Here is a 17,777-nt window from a genome sequence, read left to right as displayed (position 1 = left end):
CGGCACTCTCTTTCCCGTTCGCATCGAGCGAAGTCGAGATGCCCCTCGACCTTGCGCGCCGCCGATGGGTGTCTCGACTGCGCTCGACACGAACGGATTTAAAGGTCGCTGCATGCGCATAGGCATCGTCGCTCCGTCGACACCCATTTTACCCGATGATGCGGAGGCCGTTCGCGCGCTCGCAAGCCTCGGTTACCCCGACGTCGAACTTGTCTTCGACGCGCAATGCTTCGCTGTTCACGGCCATTTCGCGGGCGAGGATGGGCACCGCTTCGCCGCGCTCGTCGAGATGGCGAACCGCCCCGACATCGACGCGATCTGGTTCGCGCGCGGCGGTTATGGTGCATGCCGGATCGCCGAAGATGCGGTCGCGGCGATGACCGACGCGGCGAGGGCCAAGGCGTTCCTCGGCTATTCGGATCAGGGAAATCTGCTCGGTGCGCTCTATCGCGAGGGGTTCGACCATGTCGCGCACGGCCCGATGGTCGCCGATATCCGCCGCGAGGGCGGTGACGCGGCAGTGCTGCGCGCGCTCGACTGGCTCGTTGCGCGCGATCCGGGTGCTTGCGAAGCCGGATTGCAGCATGGCGCCCGCCATGCGGCGTTCAACTTGATGACGCTGTCGATGCTGATCGGCACCCCGCTCGAACCCGATCTTTCGGGTCATGTCGTGTTGGTCGAGGAGGTGAGCGAATATCTTTACGCCTTCGACCGCGCCTTCTTTCACGTCGCGACCTGTCTGGGCCCGCGCGGGCTTGCCGGATTGCGGCTGGGACGGGTCGGCGACATTCCGGAAAACGATCGCCCCTTCGGCATGGAGGCCGATGAGATCGCTCGCGATTGGTGCGGGCGCACCGGCATCCCCTGGCTCGGCCGCGCGGACATCGGCCACGACGCTGCGAACAAGGTCGTGCCCTTCGGCTTGCATCGTGCGGGGTGAAGGAATAGGCGCGCGGTAACGAATATCACCGCAGGGGACGCAATATGCGCGCATTCATTTTTCCGGGTCAGGGCAGCCAGGCCGTCGGCATGGGCAAGGCGTTGTCGGACGCTTCGCCGGTCGCGCGCGAAGTGTTTCAGGAGGTCGACGACGCGCTTGGCCAGAAGCTGTTCAAGCTGATGAGCGAAGGCCCGGAGGACCAGCTCACCCTTACCGAAAACGCTCAGCCCGCGATCATGGCCAATGCCATCGCGACACTGCGCGTGCTCGAAAAAGAAGGCGGCGTGACGCTCGCCGCCAAGGCCGATTCTGTCGCGGGCCACAGCCTCGGCGAATATAGCGCGCTCTGCGCAGCCGGCGCCTTCGACCTCGCAACCACCGCTCGCCTGCTCAAGACGCGCGGGCAGGCGATGCAGGCGGCGGTGCCCGTCGGCGTCGGCGCAATGGCGGCGCTGCTCGGCGCCGACATCGACACCGCGCAGAAACTCGCCGACGCCGCGGCCGAGGGCGAAGTCTGCACCGTTGCCAACGACAACGACCCGTCGCAGGTCGTGATTTCGGGCCACAAGGGCGCGGTCGAGCGCGCCGTCGCCCTCGTGAAAGATTATGGCATCAAGCGCGGCGTGCTGCTCCCCGTCTCGGCGCCTTTCCACTGCCCGCTGATGCAGCCCGCGGCCGACGCAATGGCCGAGGCGCTCGGCGCCAACCCGCCCGCCGCGCCGCTGGTGCCCGTCGTCGCCAATGTCACCGCGAGCCCGGTGAGCGACGCCGACACGATCCGCGATCTGTTGGTCCAACAGGTCACCGGCCGCGTCCGCTGGCGCGAAAGCGTCGCGTCGATGGAAGATGTCGGTGTCCAGCAGTTCGTCGAATTCGGCGGCAAGGTGCTCGGCCCGATGGTCAAGCGCAGCGCATCGGGCGAAGTCGAGACGGTGAGCGTGATTTCGATGGATGACATCGAAGCGCTGCTGAAAGGTTTTTGAAATGCGACTTGCGACGTTGAACCACAGACTGTGGGCCGCGTCAGCGCTGCTGCTTTTCAGTTTGACTTCAATAAATGTTGAGGCGGCAGAAAATCTCGGATGTATGGATGTTGGATATTCTGGCACCGAGCTGGCGGCAATGGACCGCTTTGTTGAGAAATATGGCTTGGCGGACTGGCAAGCTGCCAAACGTCTGCCGAATGATATCGAGAACTCGATTGCTACGCGCCTGCGATATTGCGCGGACGCAAACGCATGGCCACAGAGGGCAATCGAGCAGGCCGTGTATTACAAGGTTAGCATTCTTACGGCGGCTGCCATCGATAAGAACACTCCTTTGAGTTCTCAACAAATGGCTCAGCTTCGCGGTGCCTATTCAAGCACAGATTCAAAGCGTTTGATGTCCATCATGCTTCCTGCTCTTGATGCCATTTTCGCCGTAAAAGCAGTGCCTGTACCGTCAGAAGACGACATAAGCTATTTGAACGAGCATATCACGCGGCGATCAGGGCTTCCCATTAATAACGAGGTCACAAACTACATAGGCGCCTGGCTGCTCACGAGGGGCATGGTGGAGATCACGAAGAGACGGTTCAGTGAGTTTTAAAATCTCGCCTTTGGATTAGCGGGCGGTTGTGCTGTTCTAACCATTGGATTCTGCGTTCTCCGCGCGAAAATCATCTTACACCGACGTCCGAGATTCGGACCCCAGACTAAGGAACAAAACCATGTTCGATCTCACCGGCATGACCGCCCTCGTCACCGGCGCTTCGGGCGGCATCGGCTCGGCCATCGCGCAGGCGCTCGCGGCGCAGGGCGCGCGGCTCGCGGTGTCGGGCTCCAATGCCGACAAGCTCAATGCCTTCCGCGATACGCTCGGCGGCGACCATGTCGCGCTGCCCTGCAACCTCGGCGATGCGGCCGCGGTCGATGCGCTCGTCCCGTCGGCGGTCGAGGCGTTGGGCCAGCTCGATATTCTCGTCAACAATGCCGGCGTCACGCGCGACAACCTGATCATGCGCATGAAGGACGAGGAGTGGATGGATGTCATCCGCATCAATCTCGAGGCCAATTTCCGCCTTGCGCGGGCTGCGGCGAAGCCGATGATGAAGGCGCGGTTCGGCCGCATCATCTCGATCACCAGCGTCGTCGGCGCGACAGGCAATCCGGGGCAGGTCAATTATGCCGCGTCAAAGGCGGGCGTCACCGGCATGACCAAGGCGCTGGCGCAGGAACTCGCGAGCCGCGGCGTCACCGCGAACTGCGTCGCGCCGGGCTTTATCGCCACCGCGATGACCGACGACCTGCCCGACGCGCAGAAAGAGGCACTCAACCAGCGCATTCCGGCCGGCCGGATGGGTGCTGGCGACGATATCGCCGCCGCCGTCGTCTATCTGGCGTCGAAGGAAGCGGGCTATGTCACCGGTCAGACGTTGCATGTGAACGGCGGGATGGCCATGCTGTCCTGAGGGGTCGCACCCTAAAGGGCGGAAGGATTCGTCGATGCATAAGGGTCTGATCGCGGGCGTTGCACTTGCCTTGGCGATGCTTCCGGGCGCGGTCCGGGCGCAAGAGGGCGAGAAGTTCGACTGCGTCGTCACGTCGGTCCCGATCGGCACCAAGAATTCGATCGGTCTCGCGATGGCCGGTGGCGGCGACGAAGCATCGCGCGAGGCGCTGTTCAAACAGCTTGGCGCGGTCACCGACAATTGTGTGACGCGCCATGGCATCGCCGCCGAACAAAAGAGTGTCTATTTCGACTACAGCCTCGCGCGCATTTCGCGCGAATGGCTGATGGGCGACATCGCAAAACTTGGCCTGGCGAGTGTGATCGTCGACAAGGCGCTCGATTTCGGTCCCGGCGGCGCGAACCCCGATCTGTCGGGCGACATGACCGAGGATCAGATCATGAAGATCGTCCAGGCCTATATCGAAAGCGGTGTCGACATCGAAAAGGTCGACGGCGCCGCCTGGGAAAAGGTCGGCGCTTATGCCGCCGCGACCTCGATCTACTGGAACAAGCGCAAGCTGCTCGCCTTCTGAACCCGAACGGGCCGGATCCGGCTGAACCGGACCCGGCCCTCGGGACGAGCGGAGAGAGGGGTTAGAAGCTCGCCCGGGCTGTCAGCCGGAAATCGCGTCCGGCCAGTGGCACATAATCCTTGGTAAAGCTGGCGTGGCGGCGCGCTTCGACGTCGAAGATATTGTTCGCCGACAGGCTGAGCGTCAGATTTTTCGTGTCGGGAAGCGGGCGCCAGCTGATCGAGGCGTTGACCAAAGTGAAGCCGTCGGTCGGCGTTTCGAACTGCGCGACGCGCGTCTGGTCGTCGGTCCATTCGACCTCGACGCGCGCATCGACGCGTTCGCCCTGCGCTTCGAGCCCGCCCAGCACGCGGAGCGCCGGGATGCGGGGCACGTTGCGGTCGAGGCCCGCATTCTTGATCTTCGCGCGCGTCATGTCGGCGGTGACGTCGCCGACGATGTTGAACCCGCCGATCTGCGCCAGCCGTGCGCTCGCTTCGGCCTCGAAGCCATAGACGCGTGCATCGCGCTGGAAATACTGGAAGACGGGCAGTTCATCCTCTTCCGCGCCGGTCGCCGCCGAATAGATGAAATTGTCGAACCAGTTCGAATAGCCGGTGAGGCTGAGGTTGAAGGCGTCGGTCTTGATCTTGAACGAAGCTTCGGCACCCCAGTTGGATTCGCGCTTCAAATTCGGGTCGCCCAGCTCGAAGCTCTGCGTCGCGATGTGCGGACCGTTCGACAGCAGCTCCTCGGCCGACGGCGCACGGACCGCGCGCGACACCGAGACGCCGAATTTCGCGCCCTCGAATATGTCGTAGGTCGCGCCGAGCGCGCCCGAAAAGCTGTCGAAATTGCGTTCGAAACCCAGCGTGTGGGCGCGGACATTGGTCTTTTCGTACCGCGCCGCGGCTTCGAGCCCGAGCGGACCCATCGTATATTCCTGCAGCGTGAAGAGCGCGAACTGGTCGGTCAGGTTGTGGGGCACGAACGCCTCGGCGCCGATCGCGTCAAAGTCGCGATGGCTGTATTGCACGCCGCTCGCGCCGCGCCAGCCGCCGCGGTCGTTCTGCGCCAGCTCGATCCGGCCTTCGATGCCCTGGTTGGTGAAGATGGTGCCGACCTCGTCGCCCTCGAACTCGGTGTGCTTGTAATCGGCAAAGCCCGCACGGACGCGCAGCTTGTCGAAGAAGCCGTCGCCGAGCTCGACTTCGCCGCGAAGATCCGCGCGCCACTGCTTCAAGCCGATGGTGACGGGACCTTCGCCATGGTCATGGCCGCCTTCTTCCTCGCCGCCATGGTCATGCGCGGTGTTCGGGCGGTCGGGCACACCGTAATTGGAGTCGAAATAGCCGATCGATATGCCGAGCTGGCCACCGTCGTTGATCAGCGACAGGCCGCCGCCGGCGGTCCATGTCTCGCTCTGCGTGTTGTCGATCTTGCCGCGCTTGCCCGCCTGTGCCGTCAGTTCGGCCGCCTCGTCGGGATGCCCGTCCTCGATCTCATGCTCGGCAAGGTGGAGCAGGTCCCCGCGAATGCCGGGAGCATAGACGAAGCCGCCGCTGCGGGCGTCGCCCGTCTTGCGCCAGCTGCCGTCGAGATGCGCGACGATCTGCGGGCTCAGCGCGACGTCGATCGAGCTGCCGATGTTGCGGTCGTTCGCGGCGGTCGCATAGCCGCCGATCGCATCGATATGGACATGATCGGTCGGAACCTTGCGCGGGATGCGGCGGTCGAACATGTTCACCGCGCCGCCGATCGCCTGGCTGCCGAACAGCAGCACCGCGGGGCCGCGCAGAATCTCGATGCGTTCCACGGTCAGCGGGTCGATGGTGACCGCATGGTCGGCGGAGGTGTTCGACGCGTCGATCGACCCGATGCCGTCGGTGAGCACGCGCACGCGCTCGCCCGAAAAGCCGCGGAGCACGGGGCGCGAAGCGCCGGGCGAGAAGCTCGTCGCCGACACGCCCGGCTGGCGGGTGAGCGTGTCGCCGATCTGCCCGCGAATGTCGCGCGCCAGCTCGTCGCCTTCGAGCACCGACACATTGCCGAGGATATCGAGGCTACGGACATAGGGCGCGGTGACGACGATCGGCTCGCCGGTGTGCACATCGTCGTCGCCGCCCGCGGCGGCGCGGTCCTGCGCGTACGCGGGGGCGGCGAGGAAGAGGGCAAAGGTGAAACCGGCGGAGCAAAGCAAACGCATAAGGGGAGAGTCCTGTTGTTATGGCGACCTGTCGGCGCACCCAGTAATGATATACTGTTACAATCGCAACCCTTGAGGCGGTCCCGGGCTGTCGTTCGTCGGACGTCGATGCCCGTTGGTCGACAAAGGCCGAACATTGACAGGGCAAGCGAAGCTGTCTTGCGGGGCTGCGGGCGGCGCCCTAGATCATGCGCATGACTATTGCTGCAAACAGCCTCGACCTCATCGGCAACACCCCGCTGGTGCTGCTCAAGGGGCCGAGCGAAGCCACCGGCTGTGAAATCTGGGGCAAGTGCGAATATGCCAACCCCGGCGGATCGGTGAAGGACCGCGCCGCGCTCTATATTGTCCGCGATGCCGAAGCGAACGGCAGCCTGCGTCCCGGTGGTACGATCGTCGAGGGCACCGCGGGCAACACCGGCATCGGGCTGGCGCTCGTCGGCAATGCATTGGGCTACAAGACGATCATCGTCATGCCCGACAACCAGAGCGCCGAGAAGATGGCGACGATCCGCGCGCTGGGTGCCGAACTGGTGCTCGTCCCACCCGCGCCCTTCGCCAACCCCGGCCATTTCGTCCACACCTCGCGCCGCATCGCCGAGGAAACCGACAATGCGATCTGGGCCAACCAGTTCGACAATATCGCCAACCGCAAATCGCATATCTTCGGCACCGCCGAAGAGATATGGGAGCAAATGGACGGCCGCATCGACGGCTTCACCTGCGCGGCGGGCACAGGCGGCACGATCGCGGGCACCGGGCTCGGGCTGAAGGCGCATAATTCCGACGTCGTCATCGCGCTCACCGATCCGCACGGCGCGGGGCTCTATAATTATTATCAGTGCGGCGAGCTGCGCGCCGAAGGCAATAGCGTTGCCGAAGGGATCGGTCAGAACCGCGTCACCGCCAACCTCGACGGCGCGCCGATCGATACGCAGTTCCGCATCTCGGATGCCGAGGGGCTCGCGGTGGTCCGCCAACTTCTGGACGAAGAGGGGCTATGTCTCGGCCTGTCGTCGGGGATCAACGTCGCCGGGGCGATGGCGCTCGCGCGGCGGCTGGGTCCGGGTAAGCGCATTGCAACCATCCTCTGCGACAGCGGGTTTCGCTATCTCTCGACGCTCTACAACCCCGAATGGCTGGCGAGCAAAGGACTGGAGACGCCAAAGGAGACGGCGGCATGAGCGTGCGGATCGAAATTCCTTCGTCCCCAAAAGAGGCGCCGCCGCCACCCCCCACCGCGCCCGTCGACGACACGATACGCCGCTTGCAGATCGGCATCGCCGGGGTGCTCACGGTGTTGCTGCTCGTCGGCATGGCCGGGTTGATCGGTGATCGCGCCCGGGAAAGCGCGGCCGGCGACACCGCCGCCACCGCCGAAGTCAAAATGCCGGGCGATGAAGAGAAAACCAGCGGCGCGCCGCTTGAGGAACTGGGCGTTCAGGCGGTGTCGCCCTCGTCGAAGGATGAAAATGCCGCGACCCCGGTAAAGGTGCCGCAGGCCGCCCCATCGGCGACCGTGCCCGACCTCGAACCCGATCCTGCACTCCAGCGCGCGCGCCAGTCGAACCAGTGACGGCGGCATCGCGCCGGCCCGTGCTGCGCGCTTTCATGATAGCTGCCACGATCGTCGCGCTGGCCTGGGTCGCGGGCGGGCAGGCGCTGCTCGGCCGCATCGATCCGGCGCTTGCGATCCCGCTGCTCGCGCCGCCGATGCTGCTTTTGGCCTGGTGGCAGCGCGGTGAGCCCGTCGCGGCGCGGCGTCGCGCTTGCCTTCTCACTCTCGCGCTTGTGGCGATAACGCAGGCTTTGCTTGGCGTCGTTCTCGCCGGATCGGCGGCGTGGTTGCAGCTGCTACTGGCGATCATAGCGGGGGGCATCGCGGCTTGGCTCGCGGACAGGATCATCCAATGGCGCAGCCCGAGTAAATTGCTGTCGTGGCTCGCCGGATTTCTGCTCGTGGTCGGCTGGTTCGGGGCGGGGCACGCGCTGCTCGCGACCCTCTATCGGCCCGCGTCGGCTTCGGCGGGCGCGCCTGCCGTCACCATGCTCACCGGCCTGCCGCTGCGCTGGTCGGCAAGTCCAAGCATCGCGGCGATGATCGCCGAAGGGACGAATGACGATCCGGCGCTCGCGCGGCTGGCGGCGGCGGGGCCGGTGTCGCTGGTCGACAGCCTCGCCGATCATGTGCCGCCGCCGGGCGGGACGCTGTTGATCGCGCACCCGCGCGCGCTGGCGCCGCAGGAACTGGTCGCGATCGATGCGTTCGTGCGGGGCGGCGGGCGCGCGGTCGTACTCGCCGATGCGCTGTCGGGCTGGCCGGCGCGCCATCCGCTCGGCGATCCGCGCAACGCGCCGGTGACGAGCCTGCTCACGCCGCTGCTCGACCATTGGGGTGTGATGCTGGGCGCCGCGCCCGCGCAGGAGAGCAAGCCGCTGCCGGCCGATGTCGCCGGTGCGCGCCTGCGCCTGTTCAGCGCCGGACGCCTGGATCGCCTGCCGACTGCCTGCCGTGCCTATGCCGATCGCCGCGCGGCGCAGTGCCGGATAGGGCAGGGCGAGGTTTGGCTGGTGGGCGATGCCGATCTGCTCTTTGCACCGCTATGGCGTCCGCTCGTTCCGGGCGCATATCATCTGCGCCAAGCCGATACGATGGAGTGGCTTTCGGCCCGCCTGTGGCGCGGTGCCGGAAACAGCTTGCTTCATCCGCTCTGGATTCGCGCCCGTACCACCTGAGTCGGGCGTATCCGCCCCGATTTACCCCGATCGAAGCCTGTCCCGCAGTGCCGCTGTGCGCCGTGGGACCGGTATTTACCCAATTCGGAGGTCTTTTTGCGGCAAATGGGGGTCAGATTCCCTATTTCACCCTAAATTACCCCTTTTCACCCCGATCTATAGTTGATACTCAGGAATCGGAGAGGGGCATTCTCCACCCGTGCCGAACCAGCTGGAATCATGCGATTTCGGGGACGGGGAAGTTTTGCCCGGTGGCGCGATACGGGGGGCAGAGCGATGGCGATTGTGACGCCCGGCCAGTATGCGGGCACCAGCTTCGCCGCGATCGATGGCAAGGGACGCATCGCCGTCCCCTCACAGTTCCGCAACAATGTGCCCCTCATTGCGGACGGCCAGCGCGTGCTTTGGGTCGGCTTTCACGAAAAGCTGCCCTGCCTCGTCGCCTATGGCCAGGATCAATATGACCGGCTGAACGGCGAGATCGAACGCGACCGCGAAACCGCGCGGCTGCGCAACCTCGATTTCGACGAAGATGCCGAGTTCAAGAAGCGTTTCAGCTATACCGAGCCATACACGCTCGACGACAGCGGTCGCTTCCTTCCCAGCTTCATCCACCGCGACCGCGTCGGCGATGCCGGCGCGACGGCTTTTGTGGGCTCGGGTCGCCGCCTCGAAATCTGGTGGTTGCCGGCCTTGGCCGAATGCGCCGAGGCGGACCCGGTGTTGCAGCGCCTCGCCGCGTCGTGGGACGCGACCAAAGGGAAGGGGCGCAAGTGACCGACCTTCCGCGCGACCCACGCCACGATCCGGTCCTCCGTGAAGAAGTCCTCGCCGCACTTGCCATCGCCCCGGGCGAGCGCCACGTCGACGCGACCTTCGGCGCCGGCGGCTACACGCGTGCGATGCTCGCCGCGGGCGCTGACGTCATCGCCTGCGACCGCGACCCCGATGCGATTGCCGGAGGGCAGGCGCTCGTCGAGGAAGCCGGCGGCAAGTTGACGCTGATTCACGGCCGCTTTGGCGAGATCGACCGGCTGCTCGCCGAGCGCGGGATCGACGCCGTCGACGGTATCACGTTCGACATCGGCGTGTCGTCGATGCAGCTCGACCAGGGTGAGCGCGGCTTCTCTTTCCAGAAGGATGGTCCGCTCGACATGCGCATGGCGCAGGAAGGCGAAAGCGCCGCCGACTGGCTGAACAGCGCCGACGAGCATGTCATCGCCGACGTGCTCTTCCATTATGGCGACGAACGCCAGTCGCGCCGCGTTGCGCGCGCGATCGTCGCGGCGCGTCCGCTCACCCGTACCGGCGAGCTGGCGACGGTGATCCGCAAGGCGCTGCGCCATCCGCCCGGCGCGCCCAAGGATCCTTCGACCAAGAGCTTTCAGGCGATCCGCATCCATGTGAACGGCGAGCTCGACGAGCTGATCGCGGGTCTCAATGCGGCCGAGCGTCTCTTGCGTCCCGGCGGGCGGCTCGCCGTCGTCAGCTTCCACAGCACCGAGGACCGGATCGTGAAGAACTTCCTGCGCGAACGTAGCGGTGGCGATGCCGCGGGTTCGCGCCACCGGCCCGCGCCGCTCCCTCTGGCGCGGGCCGCAACTTTCGAAACCCCGGCGCGCAAGGTGCGCCCGGGCAAGGCCGAAGAGGCGCGCAACCCGCGCGCGCGTTCGGCGACGCTGCGCAGCGCGGTCCGGACATCTGCTCCGGCGCATTCGACGATCAAGGAGGCGATGTCATGCTGATGGCGGCCCGCAAGCTCCAGGGAATCGGCCTGGTCCTGCTCGTGCTCATCTTCGCGATGATGCTCTATCCCGTGTCGCTCAAGGTGGCGGCGACGCGCAGCGAACTGACGCGCATCGAAAAGCAGATCGACCGCACGCGCGACAACATCCGCTACCTCGAATCCGAACTCGCGGTGCGCGCCTCGATGCGACAGCTCGAGCAGTGGAACGCCGACACCTTCGGCTATTCGGCACCCGATGCGGGCCAATATCTGGCGAGCGAGCGCCAGCTTGCGTCGCTCGACCGACTGCCGCGCGCCCGCGGCGCCAACGAGGTCGCGCCGGTGCTGATGGCGATGGTGTCGCCCGTCGGCACGCCGGCCGTCACCGCGCCGAAAGAAAGCCCGGTCGCCAGCAAGCCCGCAGCCGCGAAGCCCGTCGCCGTCAAGCCGGTCGTGCTGGCGCAGGCCGATACCGCGATCCGCAGCGACGTGACGCCGCGGATGGCGCCGACGCGCCGGCGCGAACAATTGAAGATGATCGAGGACCAGTTGCTCGCCGAATCGACGCTCGCCGATCTCAAGCGCGCGGCGGCGGCCGAAGCGGCAGGAGGCAAGTCCGGCCGATGAACACGCTGGTCGTCCGTCCAACGAGGGTCCGAACCGCCGGGGTGCGGCAGCAGATATTGCTGACCGCGCAACAGCGTTTGATGATCCTGATGCTGCTGTTCATGGCGGCATTTTTCGTTGTGTCGGTGCGTCTCCTCTATTTCGCGCTATTCGATACCTCGTCGAGCGCCAACGCGGCGACCGCCTTCGTTCCGGCGCGCGCCGACATCGTCGACCGCAACGGCGTGCCGCTGGCGCGCACGATCGACGGCTATTCGATCCGCGTCGTCCCGTCGAAGCTGCTCAACAACCGGCAATACCTCGCCGACGAACTGCACAAGATTTTCCCCGACACCCCGCGCGAGGAACTGCTCGCCAAGGTCAGCGGCTCGCGCCCGACCTATATTCGCCGCCGCGCGCTGCCGGACCAGGTGGCGGCGGTGAATGCGATCGGCGACGTCGGCTTCGACTTCCCGCGCGAAAAGGAACGCCTCTATCCTCAGTTGACGCTCGCCGCACATGTGCTCGGCTTCACCAATGCCGAGGGGCACGGCGTCACCGGCGTCGAGGGCGCGTTCGACCAGCGGCTGATCGACAAGGCGACGCGCGGCGAGCCGCTCGCGCTGTCGATCGACGCGCGCGTGCAGGGCGTGCTCGAAAGCGAGCTGAGCTCGGCGGTGGCGAACCTCGAGGCGATTGGCGGCGCGGGGATCATCCTCGACGTCCACACCGGCGAAGTCGCGGCGATGACCTCGCTGCCGACCTTCAACCCGAACAAGCTGACCGGCAGCGACCCGGCGACGCGCCGCAACGCGGTGACCTATAATCTCTACGAGCTCGGTTCGACCTTCAAGCCGCTGTCGATCGCGGCCGCGATCGACGACGGCACGATCACTAGTATGGCACGCCGCTACGACGCGTCGGCGCCGTTGCCGATCGCCGGTTTCCGCATCCGCGACAGCCATCCCGGCCGCTGGTACAATGTGCCCGAGACGCTGATCGAAAGCTCGAACATCGCCACCGCGCGTATCGCCGACGAACTCGGGCGCGAGAATCTGGAGCGGCTCTTCCGCAACCTCGATTTCGACAAGCGCCCGCAGATCGACCTCAAGGAACGGGCTTTCCCGCTGTGGCCGAAGGACTGGGGCCGCGTGACCACGATGACGACCAGCTATGGCCACGGCATCGCGGTGACCCCGATGCATCTCGCGAGCGCCTATGCCGCGCTCGTCAACGGCGGCATCTATCGCCCCGCGACGCTGATGAAGCTCGGCGACAAGGCGCCGCCGCAGGGCCGCCGCGTGTTCAAGGCGGCGACCAGCGCGCGGATGCGCCAGCTCCTCCGCCTCATCGTTTCCGACGGCACCGGCAAGCAGGCGAACGCGCCGGGCTTTCGTGTCGGGGGCAAGACCGGTTCGGCAGAAAAGCCGGGCGCGGGCGGCTATCGTCGCCATTCGCTCGTCTCGACCTTCTCGGCGGCTTTCCCGATGGACAATCCGCGCTATGTGGTGATCGTGATGATCGACGAGCCGAAGGGTAACGCGTATAGTTCGGGACAGCGCACCGCAGGCTGGACCGCAGCGCCCGTGGTGCGCAAGGTCGTGACCCGCGCGGGGCCGATGCTGGGTGTCTTCCCCGACGAAAGCCGCGACGTCGATGTCTCCGAACTCATCCCCTTGCTGCGGAGAAACGAGGAAACGCACTGATGCGTCTCGCCGCGCTGCTCGAAGATCAGGCGCTGGGGGGCAGCGATCCCGTCGTTACGGGGCTTGCGATCGATCATCGCAAAGTCGCGCCGGGGACGATTTTCGGCGCCTTCGTCGGTGAAAAATTCAACGGCGAGGATTTCATTGCCGCCGCGGTCGAAGCGGGCGCGGTCGCGATCGTCGCGCGTCCCGAAGCGAAGGTCGAGGGCGCGGTACATATCGCCGACGCCAACCCGCGCCGCGCCTTTGCGCATATCGCCGCGCGCTTCTTTCACCGCTTTCCCGCGACCTGCGTCGCGGTGACGGGCACAAACGGCAAGACCTCGACCGTCGAAATGACGCGTCAGCTGTGGCGGATGGCCGGGTTCAACGCCGCGTCGATCGGCACGCTGGGCATCACGACCTCGATGGACAGCGCATCGACGGGACTCACGACGCCCGATATCGTCACCTTCCTTTCGAACATGTCGGGGCTCGCCGCCGAAGGTATCACCCACGCCGCGTTCGAAGCGTCGAGCCACGGGCTCGACCAGTATCGCACCGAAGGTCTGTCGGTGAAGGCGGCCGCCTTCACCAATCTCAGCCACGATCATCTCGATTATCACGGCACGATGGAGGCCTATCTCGCCGCCAAGATGCGGCTTTTTGACGAAGTGGTGGTGAAGGACGGCGCGGCGGTGATCTGGGCCGATGACGCCTATTCGGCCGAAGTGATCGATGCGGTGACCGCGCGGGGCGTCCGCCTGCTGACCGTCGGCTCGAAGGGCGAAACGCTCCGTCTGATCTCGCGCGAGCCGACCCAACTCGGCCAGTCGCTCGTCATCGCGGCAGGCGACCTCACCCAAAAGGTCGATCTGCCGCTGATCGGCGCCTATCAGGTCGCGAACGCGCTCGTATCCGCGGGACTCGTGATCGCGACCGGCGGCGACGCGGCGCTGACGCTGAACAATCTCGCGCGGCTCCAGCCCGTGCGCGGCCGCCTCGAACGCGCGGCGATCACCCGGACCGGCGCGCCCGTCTATGTCGATTATGCGCATACGCCCGATGCGATCGAGGCCGCGCTCGACGCGCTGCGCCCGCACGCGACCGGCCGCCTGATCCTCGTTTTCGGCGCCGGCGGCGACCGTGACCAGGCGAAGCGCCCCGAAATGGGCAAGGCCGCCGCAGCCAACGCCGACGTGCTGATCATCACCGACGACAATCCGCGCGGCGAAGACCCCGCCGTCATCCGAGGCGCGATCGCTGCCGGCGCGCCCGACGCGCAAGTCATCGGCGACCGTCGCGCCGCGATCGCCGCCGCGATCGCCGAAGCAAAGGCCGACGACATCATCTGCATCGCGGGCAAAGGTCACGAACAGGGCCAGATCGTCGGCAGCGGCTATGACGTGCGGGTCATTCCCTTCGACGATGTGACCGTAGCGCGCGAGGAGGCGGCATGAACCCGCTCTGGACCGCGCGCGCCGTCGCAGCCGCCACCGGCGGCGAAGCGAGCGCCGACTTCACCGTGCAGGGCGTCGCCTTTGACTCGCGCGAGGTGACGAAGGGCGACCTCTTCGTCGCGATGAAAGGTGAGGCGACCGACGGCCACAAGTTCATCGACAAGGCGATCGCGGCGGGCGCCGCGGGCATCGTCTGCGAAACCGTGATCGATCACCCGCACGTTCGCGTCGCCGACAGCGCCGAGGCGCTGAATGCGCTCGGCATCGCGTCGCGCGCGCGCAGCCATGGCCGGATCATCGGTGTCACCGGCTCGGCGGGCAAGACGGGGACGAAGGAAGCGCTGTTCGCTGCGCTCGACCGCTTTCGCCCGGGCAAGGCGCACCGCTCGGTCAAAAGTTACAACAACCATGTCGGCGTGCCATTGAGTCTCGCGCGCATGCCCTCGACCGCCGATTTCGGCGTGTTCGAAATGGGGATGAACCATGCGGGCGAGCTTGCCGAATTGACGCGCATGGTGCGCCCGCACGTCGCGATCGTCACCACCATCGCCCCCGCGCATATGGAATATTTCGGCAGCGAAGAGGCCATCGCCGACGCGAAGGGCGAGATTTTCGAGGGACTCGAACCCGGCGGCACCGCGATCGTCCCGTTCGACAGTCCGCATTATGCAAGGCTGCGCGCCAAGGCGGAACAGCACGCGGCGCACGTCGTCAGCTTCGGTCTGAACGAAGGGGCCGACGTCCGCGCGGTCGACTGGCTTTCGGACGGGAAGGGCGGTTCGCTCGTCACGGCGCAGGTCCAGGATTCGCTCCTCTGCTTCACGATCGCGCAGGCCGGCGCGCATTGGGTCGCCAATTCGCTCGCCGTGCTTGCGGTGGTCAAGGCGGTTGGCGGCGACCTGCCCGCCGCGGGCCTTGCCTTTGCCGAAATGGGCGGCCTCACCGGGCGCGGCGCGCGCCACCGCGTCGAAGTGCCGGGCGGCCATATCCTCGTCATCGACGAAAGCTATAACGCGAACCCCGCTTCCATGGTCGCGACGATCAACCAGTTCGGCACCGAATCCGCCGACCGCAAGATCGCGATTCTCGGGGCGATGAAGGAGCTTGGGCCGGGCGGGGAGGCGTATCACGCGGGTCTCGCGGCTCCGCTCGTCGCGGCGGGAGTGCAATTCGCCCTGCTTGTCGGCGAAGAGATGGCGCCGCTCGCCAAAGCGCTTGAGGGACGCATCGATTTCGAGCATGTGCCCGCCCACTCGGCCGCGGTAGGGCGGCTGAAGGACGTGATCCGTCCGGGCGACGCCGTGCTGGTCAAGGGGTCGAACAGCGTCGGGCTGTCGCATGTCGTGACGGCGCTGACCAACGGGGATTATTGATGCTTTATTGGCTGGCGGAATGGCTTGGCTTTCCGGGGGCTCTCAACCTCATTCGCTACCTGAGCTTCCGCTCGGGGGCCGCGGTCGCGACCGCAATGATCCTCGGGCTGTGGATCGGTCCGCGCTTCATCCTGATGCTGCGGATGCGGCAGGGCAAGGGGCAGCCGATCCGTGACGACGGCCCGCAGAGCCACCTCGCCAAAAAGGGCACGCCGACGATGGGCGGGCTGATGATCCTCATTTCTCTGATGATCTCCGCGCTTTTGTGGATGGACCTTTCGAACCGTTTCGTCTGGGCCTGTTTGTTCGTCACCGCGGGTTTCGCGGTCGTCGGCTTTCTCGACGATTTCGACAAGGTGACCAAGGCCAGCCATCGCGGGATTCCGGGGCGCGTGCGGCTGCTGATCGAATTTGCCATCGCCGCGGTCGCGGTGCTGCTGATTGTCTCGCGCACCGGTACCGACCTGTATCTGCCCTTCTTCAGCGGGATCGTCATCCCGCTTGGGCCGCTTTACTATGTCTTTGCGATGATATTGATCGTCGGCTTCGGCAATGCGGTGAACCTCACCGACGGGCTCGACGGTCTTGCGACCTTCCCCGTGATCATCGCCAGCCTGACCTTCCTCGTCATCGTTTACCTCTCGGGCAACGTGAAGTTCGCGGGCTATCTCGGCATTCCGCACGTCCCCGGGGCGGGCGAGCTTGCGGTGTTTGCCGCCGCGATCATCGGCGCCTGCCTCGCCTTCCTGTGGTTCAACGCGCCCCCCGCGGCGGTGTTCATGGGCGATACCGGCAGCCTCGCGCTCGGCGGCGCGCTCGCGACGATCGCGGTCACCGCGCAGCATGAACTGGTGCTCGTGCTCGTCGGCGGGCTGTTCGTGGTCGAGGCGCTGTCGGTGATTATCCAGGTCTTCTGGTACAAGCGCACCGGCAAGCGCGTGTTCCGTATGGCGCCGATCCACCATCATTTCGAACAATTGGGCTGGCCCGAATCCACCGTCGTCATCCGTTTCTGGATCGTCTCGATCGTCCTCGCGCTCGCAGGGCTCGCGACCTTGAAACTCCGTTGATCTCCTCGCGCGCCTTTGCCGGTCGCCGCTACGCGGTACTGGGACTGGCGCGCTCGGGCCTGGCGACCGTCGAGGCGCTCGTCGCCAGCGGCGCGGGCGTGACCGCATGGGACGACCGCGAGGAAGCGCGCGACGATGCGATGGCCTTGGGCGCCGACATCGGCAATCCGCTCGAGATCGACCTGATTGGTTTTGCAGGGGTCGTCGTGTCGCCGGGTGTGCCGCTCAACCGTCATCCGATCGCGGCGCACGCGCGTGAGGCGCATGTCCCGGTCATCGGCGACGTCGAGCTTTTTGCCGAGGCGCGTGACGAGTTGCCCGCGCACAAGGTCGTCGGCATCACCGGCACCAACGGTAAGTCGACTGTCACCGCGCTGATCCAGCATATGCTCGAAAGCGCCGGGGTGCCGTCGCTGATGGGCGGCAATATCGGCCTGCCGATTCTCAGCCGTGACCCGCTCGCCGAAGGCGGCGTCTATGTGCTCGAACTGTCGAGCTATCAGATCGACCTGTCGCACAGCCTCGCGTGCGACATCGCGGTGCTCACCAACCTCAGCCCCGATCATCTCGACCGCTACGACGGCTTCGCGGGCTATACGGCGTCGAAGGCGCGGCTGTTCGGCCTCCAGCACCGCGATCAGGTCGCGATCGTCGCGGTCGACGACGATCCGTCGAAGATGATCGCAAGCCGGATCAATCACCGCCTCCACCGCGTGTCGGCAAAGGATGTCGACCCGGTCGACCAGGCGCGCTGGCCCGCATTGCAGGGGCCGCATAACGCTCAGAACGCCGTGTGCGCGATCGCCGTGTGCCGCGTGCTGGGGATGAACGACGAACAGATTGAACGCGGCCTCGCGACCTACAAGTCGCTGCCGCATCGTATGGAATTGGTCGGCGAAGTCGGGGGGGTCAGCTGGTTCAATGACAGCAAGGCTACCAATGCGGCTTCCGCTGCACCGGCGCTGGCGGC

The 17,777-nt window shown here is 65.9% G+C and carries 17 protein-coding genes; 16 read left to right on the top strand and 1 reads right to left on the bottom strand.

Annotated features, from left to right (window positions below; all coding sequences use genetic code 11):
- The first annotated feature begins 112 nt into the window (after positions 1–112).
- The 5 genes from ACTJI5_RS21130 (at position 113) to ACTJI5_RS21110 (ending at position 3,966) form a co-directional block, all read left to right on the top strand.
- Positions 113–940 (top strand): LD-carboxypeptidase, encoded by an 828-nt coding sequence (locus tag ACTJI5_RS21130; RefSeq protein ID WP_310256600.1) that lies wholly within the window; start codon positions 113–115, stop codon positions 938–940.
- A 44-nt stretch (positions 941–984) separates the two neighbouring features.
- Positions 985–1,923 carry an ACP S-malonyltransferase gene (fabD, locus tag ACTJI5_RS21125; protein WP_440861694.1) on the top strand — a complete coding sequence of 313 codons (939 nt, stop codon included), beginning with the start codon at positions 985–987 and terminating at the stop codon, positions 1,921–1,923.
- A 1-nt stretch (position 1,924) separates the two neighbouring features.
- Entirely contained in the window at positions 1,925–2,530 is a 606-nt protein-coding gene (locus ACTJI5_RS21120; protein WP_440861693.1) for a hypothetical protein, read from the top strand.
- A gap of 121 nt (positions 2,531–2,651) precedes the next feature.
- Complete coding sequence (fabG, locus tag ACTJI5_RS21115; RefSeq protein WP_440861692.1) at positions 2,652–3,392, top strand: 3-oxoacyl-[acyl-carrier-protein] reductase; 741 nt, start codon at positions 2,652–2,654, stop codon at positions 3,390–3,392.
- A 34-nt stretch (positions 3,393–3,426) separates the two neighbouring features.
- A complete protein-coding gene (locus ACTJI5_RS21110; protein WP_440861691.1) occupies positions 3,427–3,966 on the top strand; it encodes a hypothetical protein in 540 nt (179 codons plus the stop codon).
- A 61-nt stretch (positions 3,967–4,027) separates the two neighbouring features.
- On the opposite strand, the gene ACTJI5_RS21105 is transcribed toward ACTJI5_RS21110, so the two are convergent.
- A complete protein-coding gene (locus tag ACTJI5_RS21105) occupies positions 4,028–6,151 on the bottom strand; it encodes a TonB-dependent receptor (protein WP_440861690.1) in 2,124 nt (707 codons plus the stop codon).
- 194 nt (positions 6,152–6,345) lie between these two features.
- On the opposite strand from ACTJI5_RS21105, the gene ACTJI5_RS21100 reads away from it, so the two are divergent.
- From ACTJI5_RS21100 to murD, 11 genes are all read left to right on the top strand, one after another.
- The gene (locus ACTJI5_RS21100) at positions 6,346–7,335 is read left to right on the top strand and encodes a cysteine synthase A (RefSeq protein ID WP_440861689.1); all 990 of its coding nucleotides are present in this window, start codon (positions 6,346–6,348) and stop codon (positions 7,333–7,335) included.
- Positions 7,332–7,727: a hypothetical protein gene (locus ACTJI5_RS21095; protein ID WP_058536006.1), complete on the top strand. Its 396-nt coding sequence runs from the start codon at positions 7,332–7,334 to the stop codon at positions 7,725–7,727. The genes ACTJI5_RS21100 and ACTJI5_RS21095 overlap by 4 nt, the downstream gene beginning before the upstream one ends.
- Positions 7,728–7,762: 35 nt before the next feature.
- Positions 7,763–8,887 carry a Gldg family protein gene (locus ACTJI5_RS21090; protein ID WP_440861688.1) on the top strand — a complete coding sequence of 375 codons (1,125 nt, stop codon included), beginning with the start codon at positions 7,763–7,765 and terminating at the stop codon, positions 8,885–8,887.
- Between the two features lie 276 nt (positions 8,888–9,163).
- Complete coding sequence (locus tag ACTJI5_RS21085; protein WP_058536007.1) at positions 9,164–9,664, top strand: division/cell wall cluster transcriptional repressor MraZ; 501 nt, start codon at positions 9,164–9,166, stop codon at positions 9,662–9,664.
- Positions 9,661–10,632 carry a 16S rRNA (cytosine(1402)-N(4))-methyltransferase RsmH gene (gene rsmH / locus ACTJI5_RS21080; RefSeq protein ID WP_440861687.1) on the top strand — a complete coding sequence of 324 codons (972 nt, stop codon included), beginning with the start codon at positions 9,661–9,663 and terminating at the stop codon, positions 10,630–10,632. Before ACTJI5_RS21085 ends, rsmH begins: the two co-directional genes overlap by 4 nt.
- A complete protein-coding gene (locus ACTJI5_RS21075; protein ID WP_440861686.1) occupies positions 10,626–11,240 on the top strand; it encodes a hypothetical protein in 615 nt (204 codons plus the stop codon). Before rsmH ends, ACTJI5_RS21075 begins: the two co-directional genes overlap by 7 nt.
- Positions 11,237–12,925, top strand: coding sequence for a peptidoglycan D,D-transpeptidase FtsI family protein (locus ACTJI5_RS21070; RefSeq protein ID WP_440861685.1), 1,689 nt, complete (start codon positions 11,237–11,239; stop codon positions 12,923–12,925). The genes ACTJI5_RS21075 and ACTJI5_RS21070 overlap by 4 nt, the downstream gene beginning before the upstream one ends.
- Positions 12,925–14,364, top strand: a complete 1,440-nt coding sequence (locus tag ACTJI5_RS21065) for a UDP-N-acetylmuramoyl-L-alanyl-D-glutamate--2,6-diaminopimelate ligase (protein ID WP_440861684.1) — start codon at positions 12,925–12,927, stop codon at positions 14,362–14,364. The genes ACTJI5_RS21070 and ACTJI5_RS21065 overlap by 1 nt, the downstream gene beginning before the upstream one ends.
- Entirely contained in the window at positions 14,361–15,737 is a 1,377-nt protein-coding gene (locus tag ACTJI5_RS21060; RefSeq protein WP_440861683.1) for a UDP-N-acetylmuramoyl-tripeptide--D-alanyl-D-alanine ligase, read from the top strand. The genes ACTJI5_RS21065 and ACTJI5_RS21060 overlap by 4 nt, the downstream gene beginning before the upstream one ends.
- The gene (gene mraY / locus ACTJI5_RS21055) at positions 15,737–16,807 is read left to right on the top strand and encodes a phospho-N-acetylmuramoyl-pentapeptide-transferase (protein ID WP_058536013.1); all 1,071 of its coding nucleotides are present in this window, start codon (positions 15,737–15,739) and stop codon (positions 16,805–16,807) included. The genes ACTJI5_RS21060 and mraY overlap by 1 nt, the downstream gene beginning before the upstream one ends.
- A partial coding sequence (gene murD / locus ACTJI5_RS21050) for a UDP-N-acetylmuramoyl-L-alanine--D-glutamate ligase (protein WP_440861682.1) occupies positions 16,804–17,777 on the top strand: 974 nt, incomplete at its 3' end. The genes mraY and murD, both read left to right, overlap by 4 nt.

The organism is Sphingopyxis sp. 22461 (assembly GCF_052044915.1).
Lineage (GTDB): Bacteria > Pseudomonadota > Alphaproteobacteria > Sphingomonadales > Sphingomonadaceae > Sphingopyxis.
This window is presented reverse-complemented; position numbering and strand designations above follow the sequence as displayed.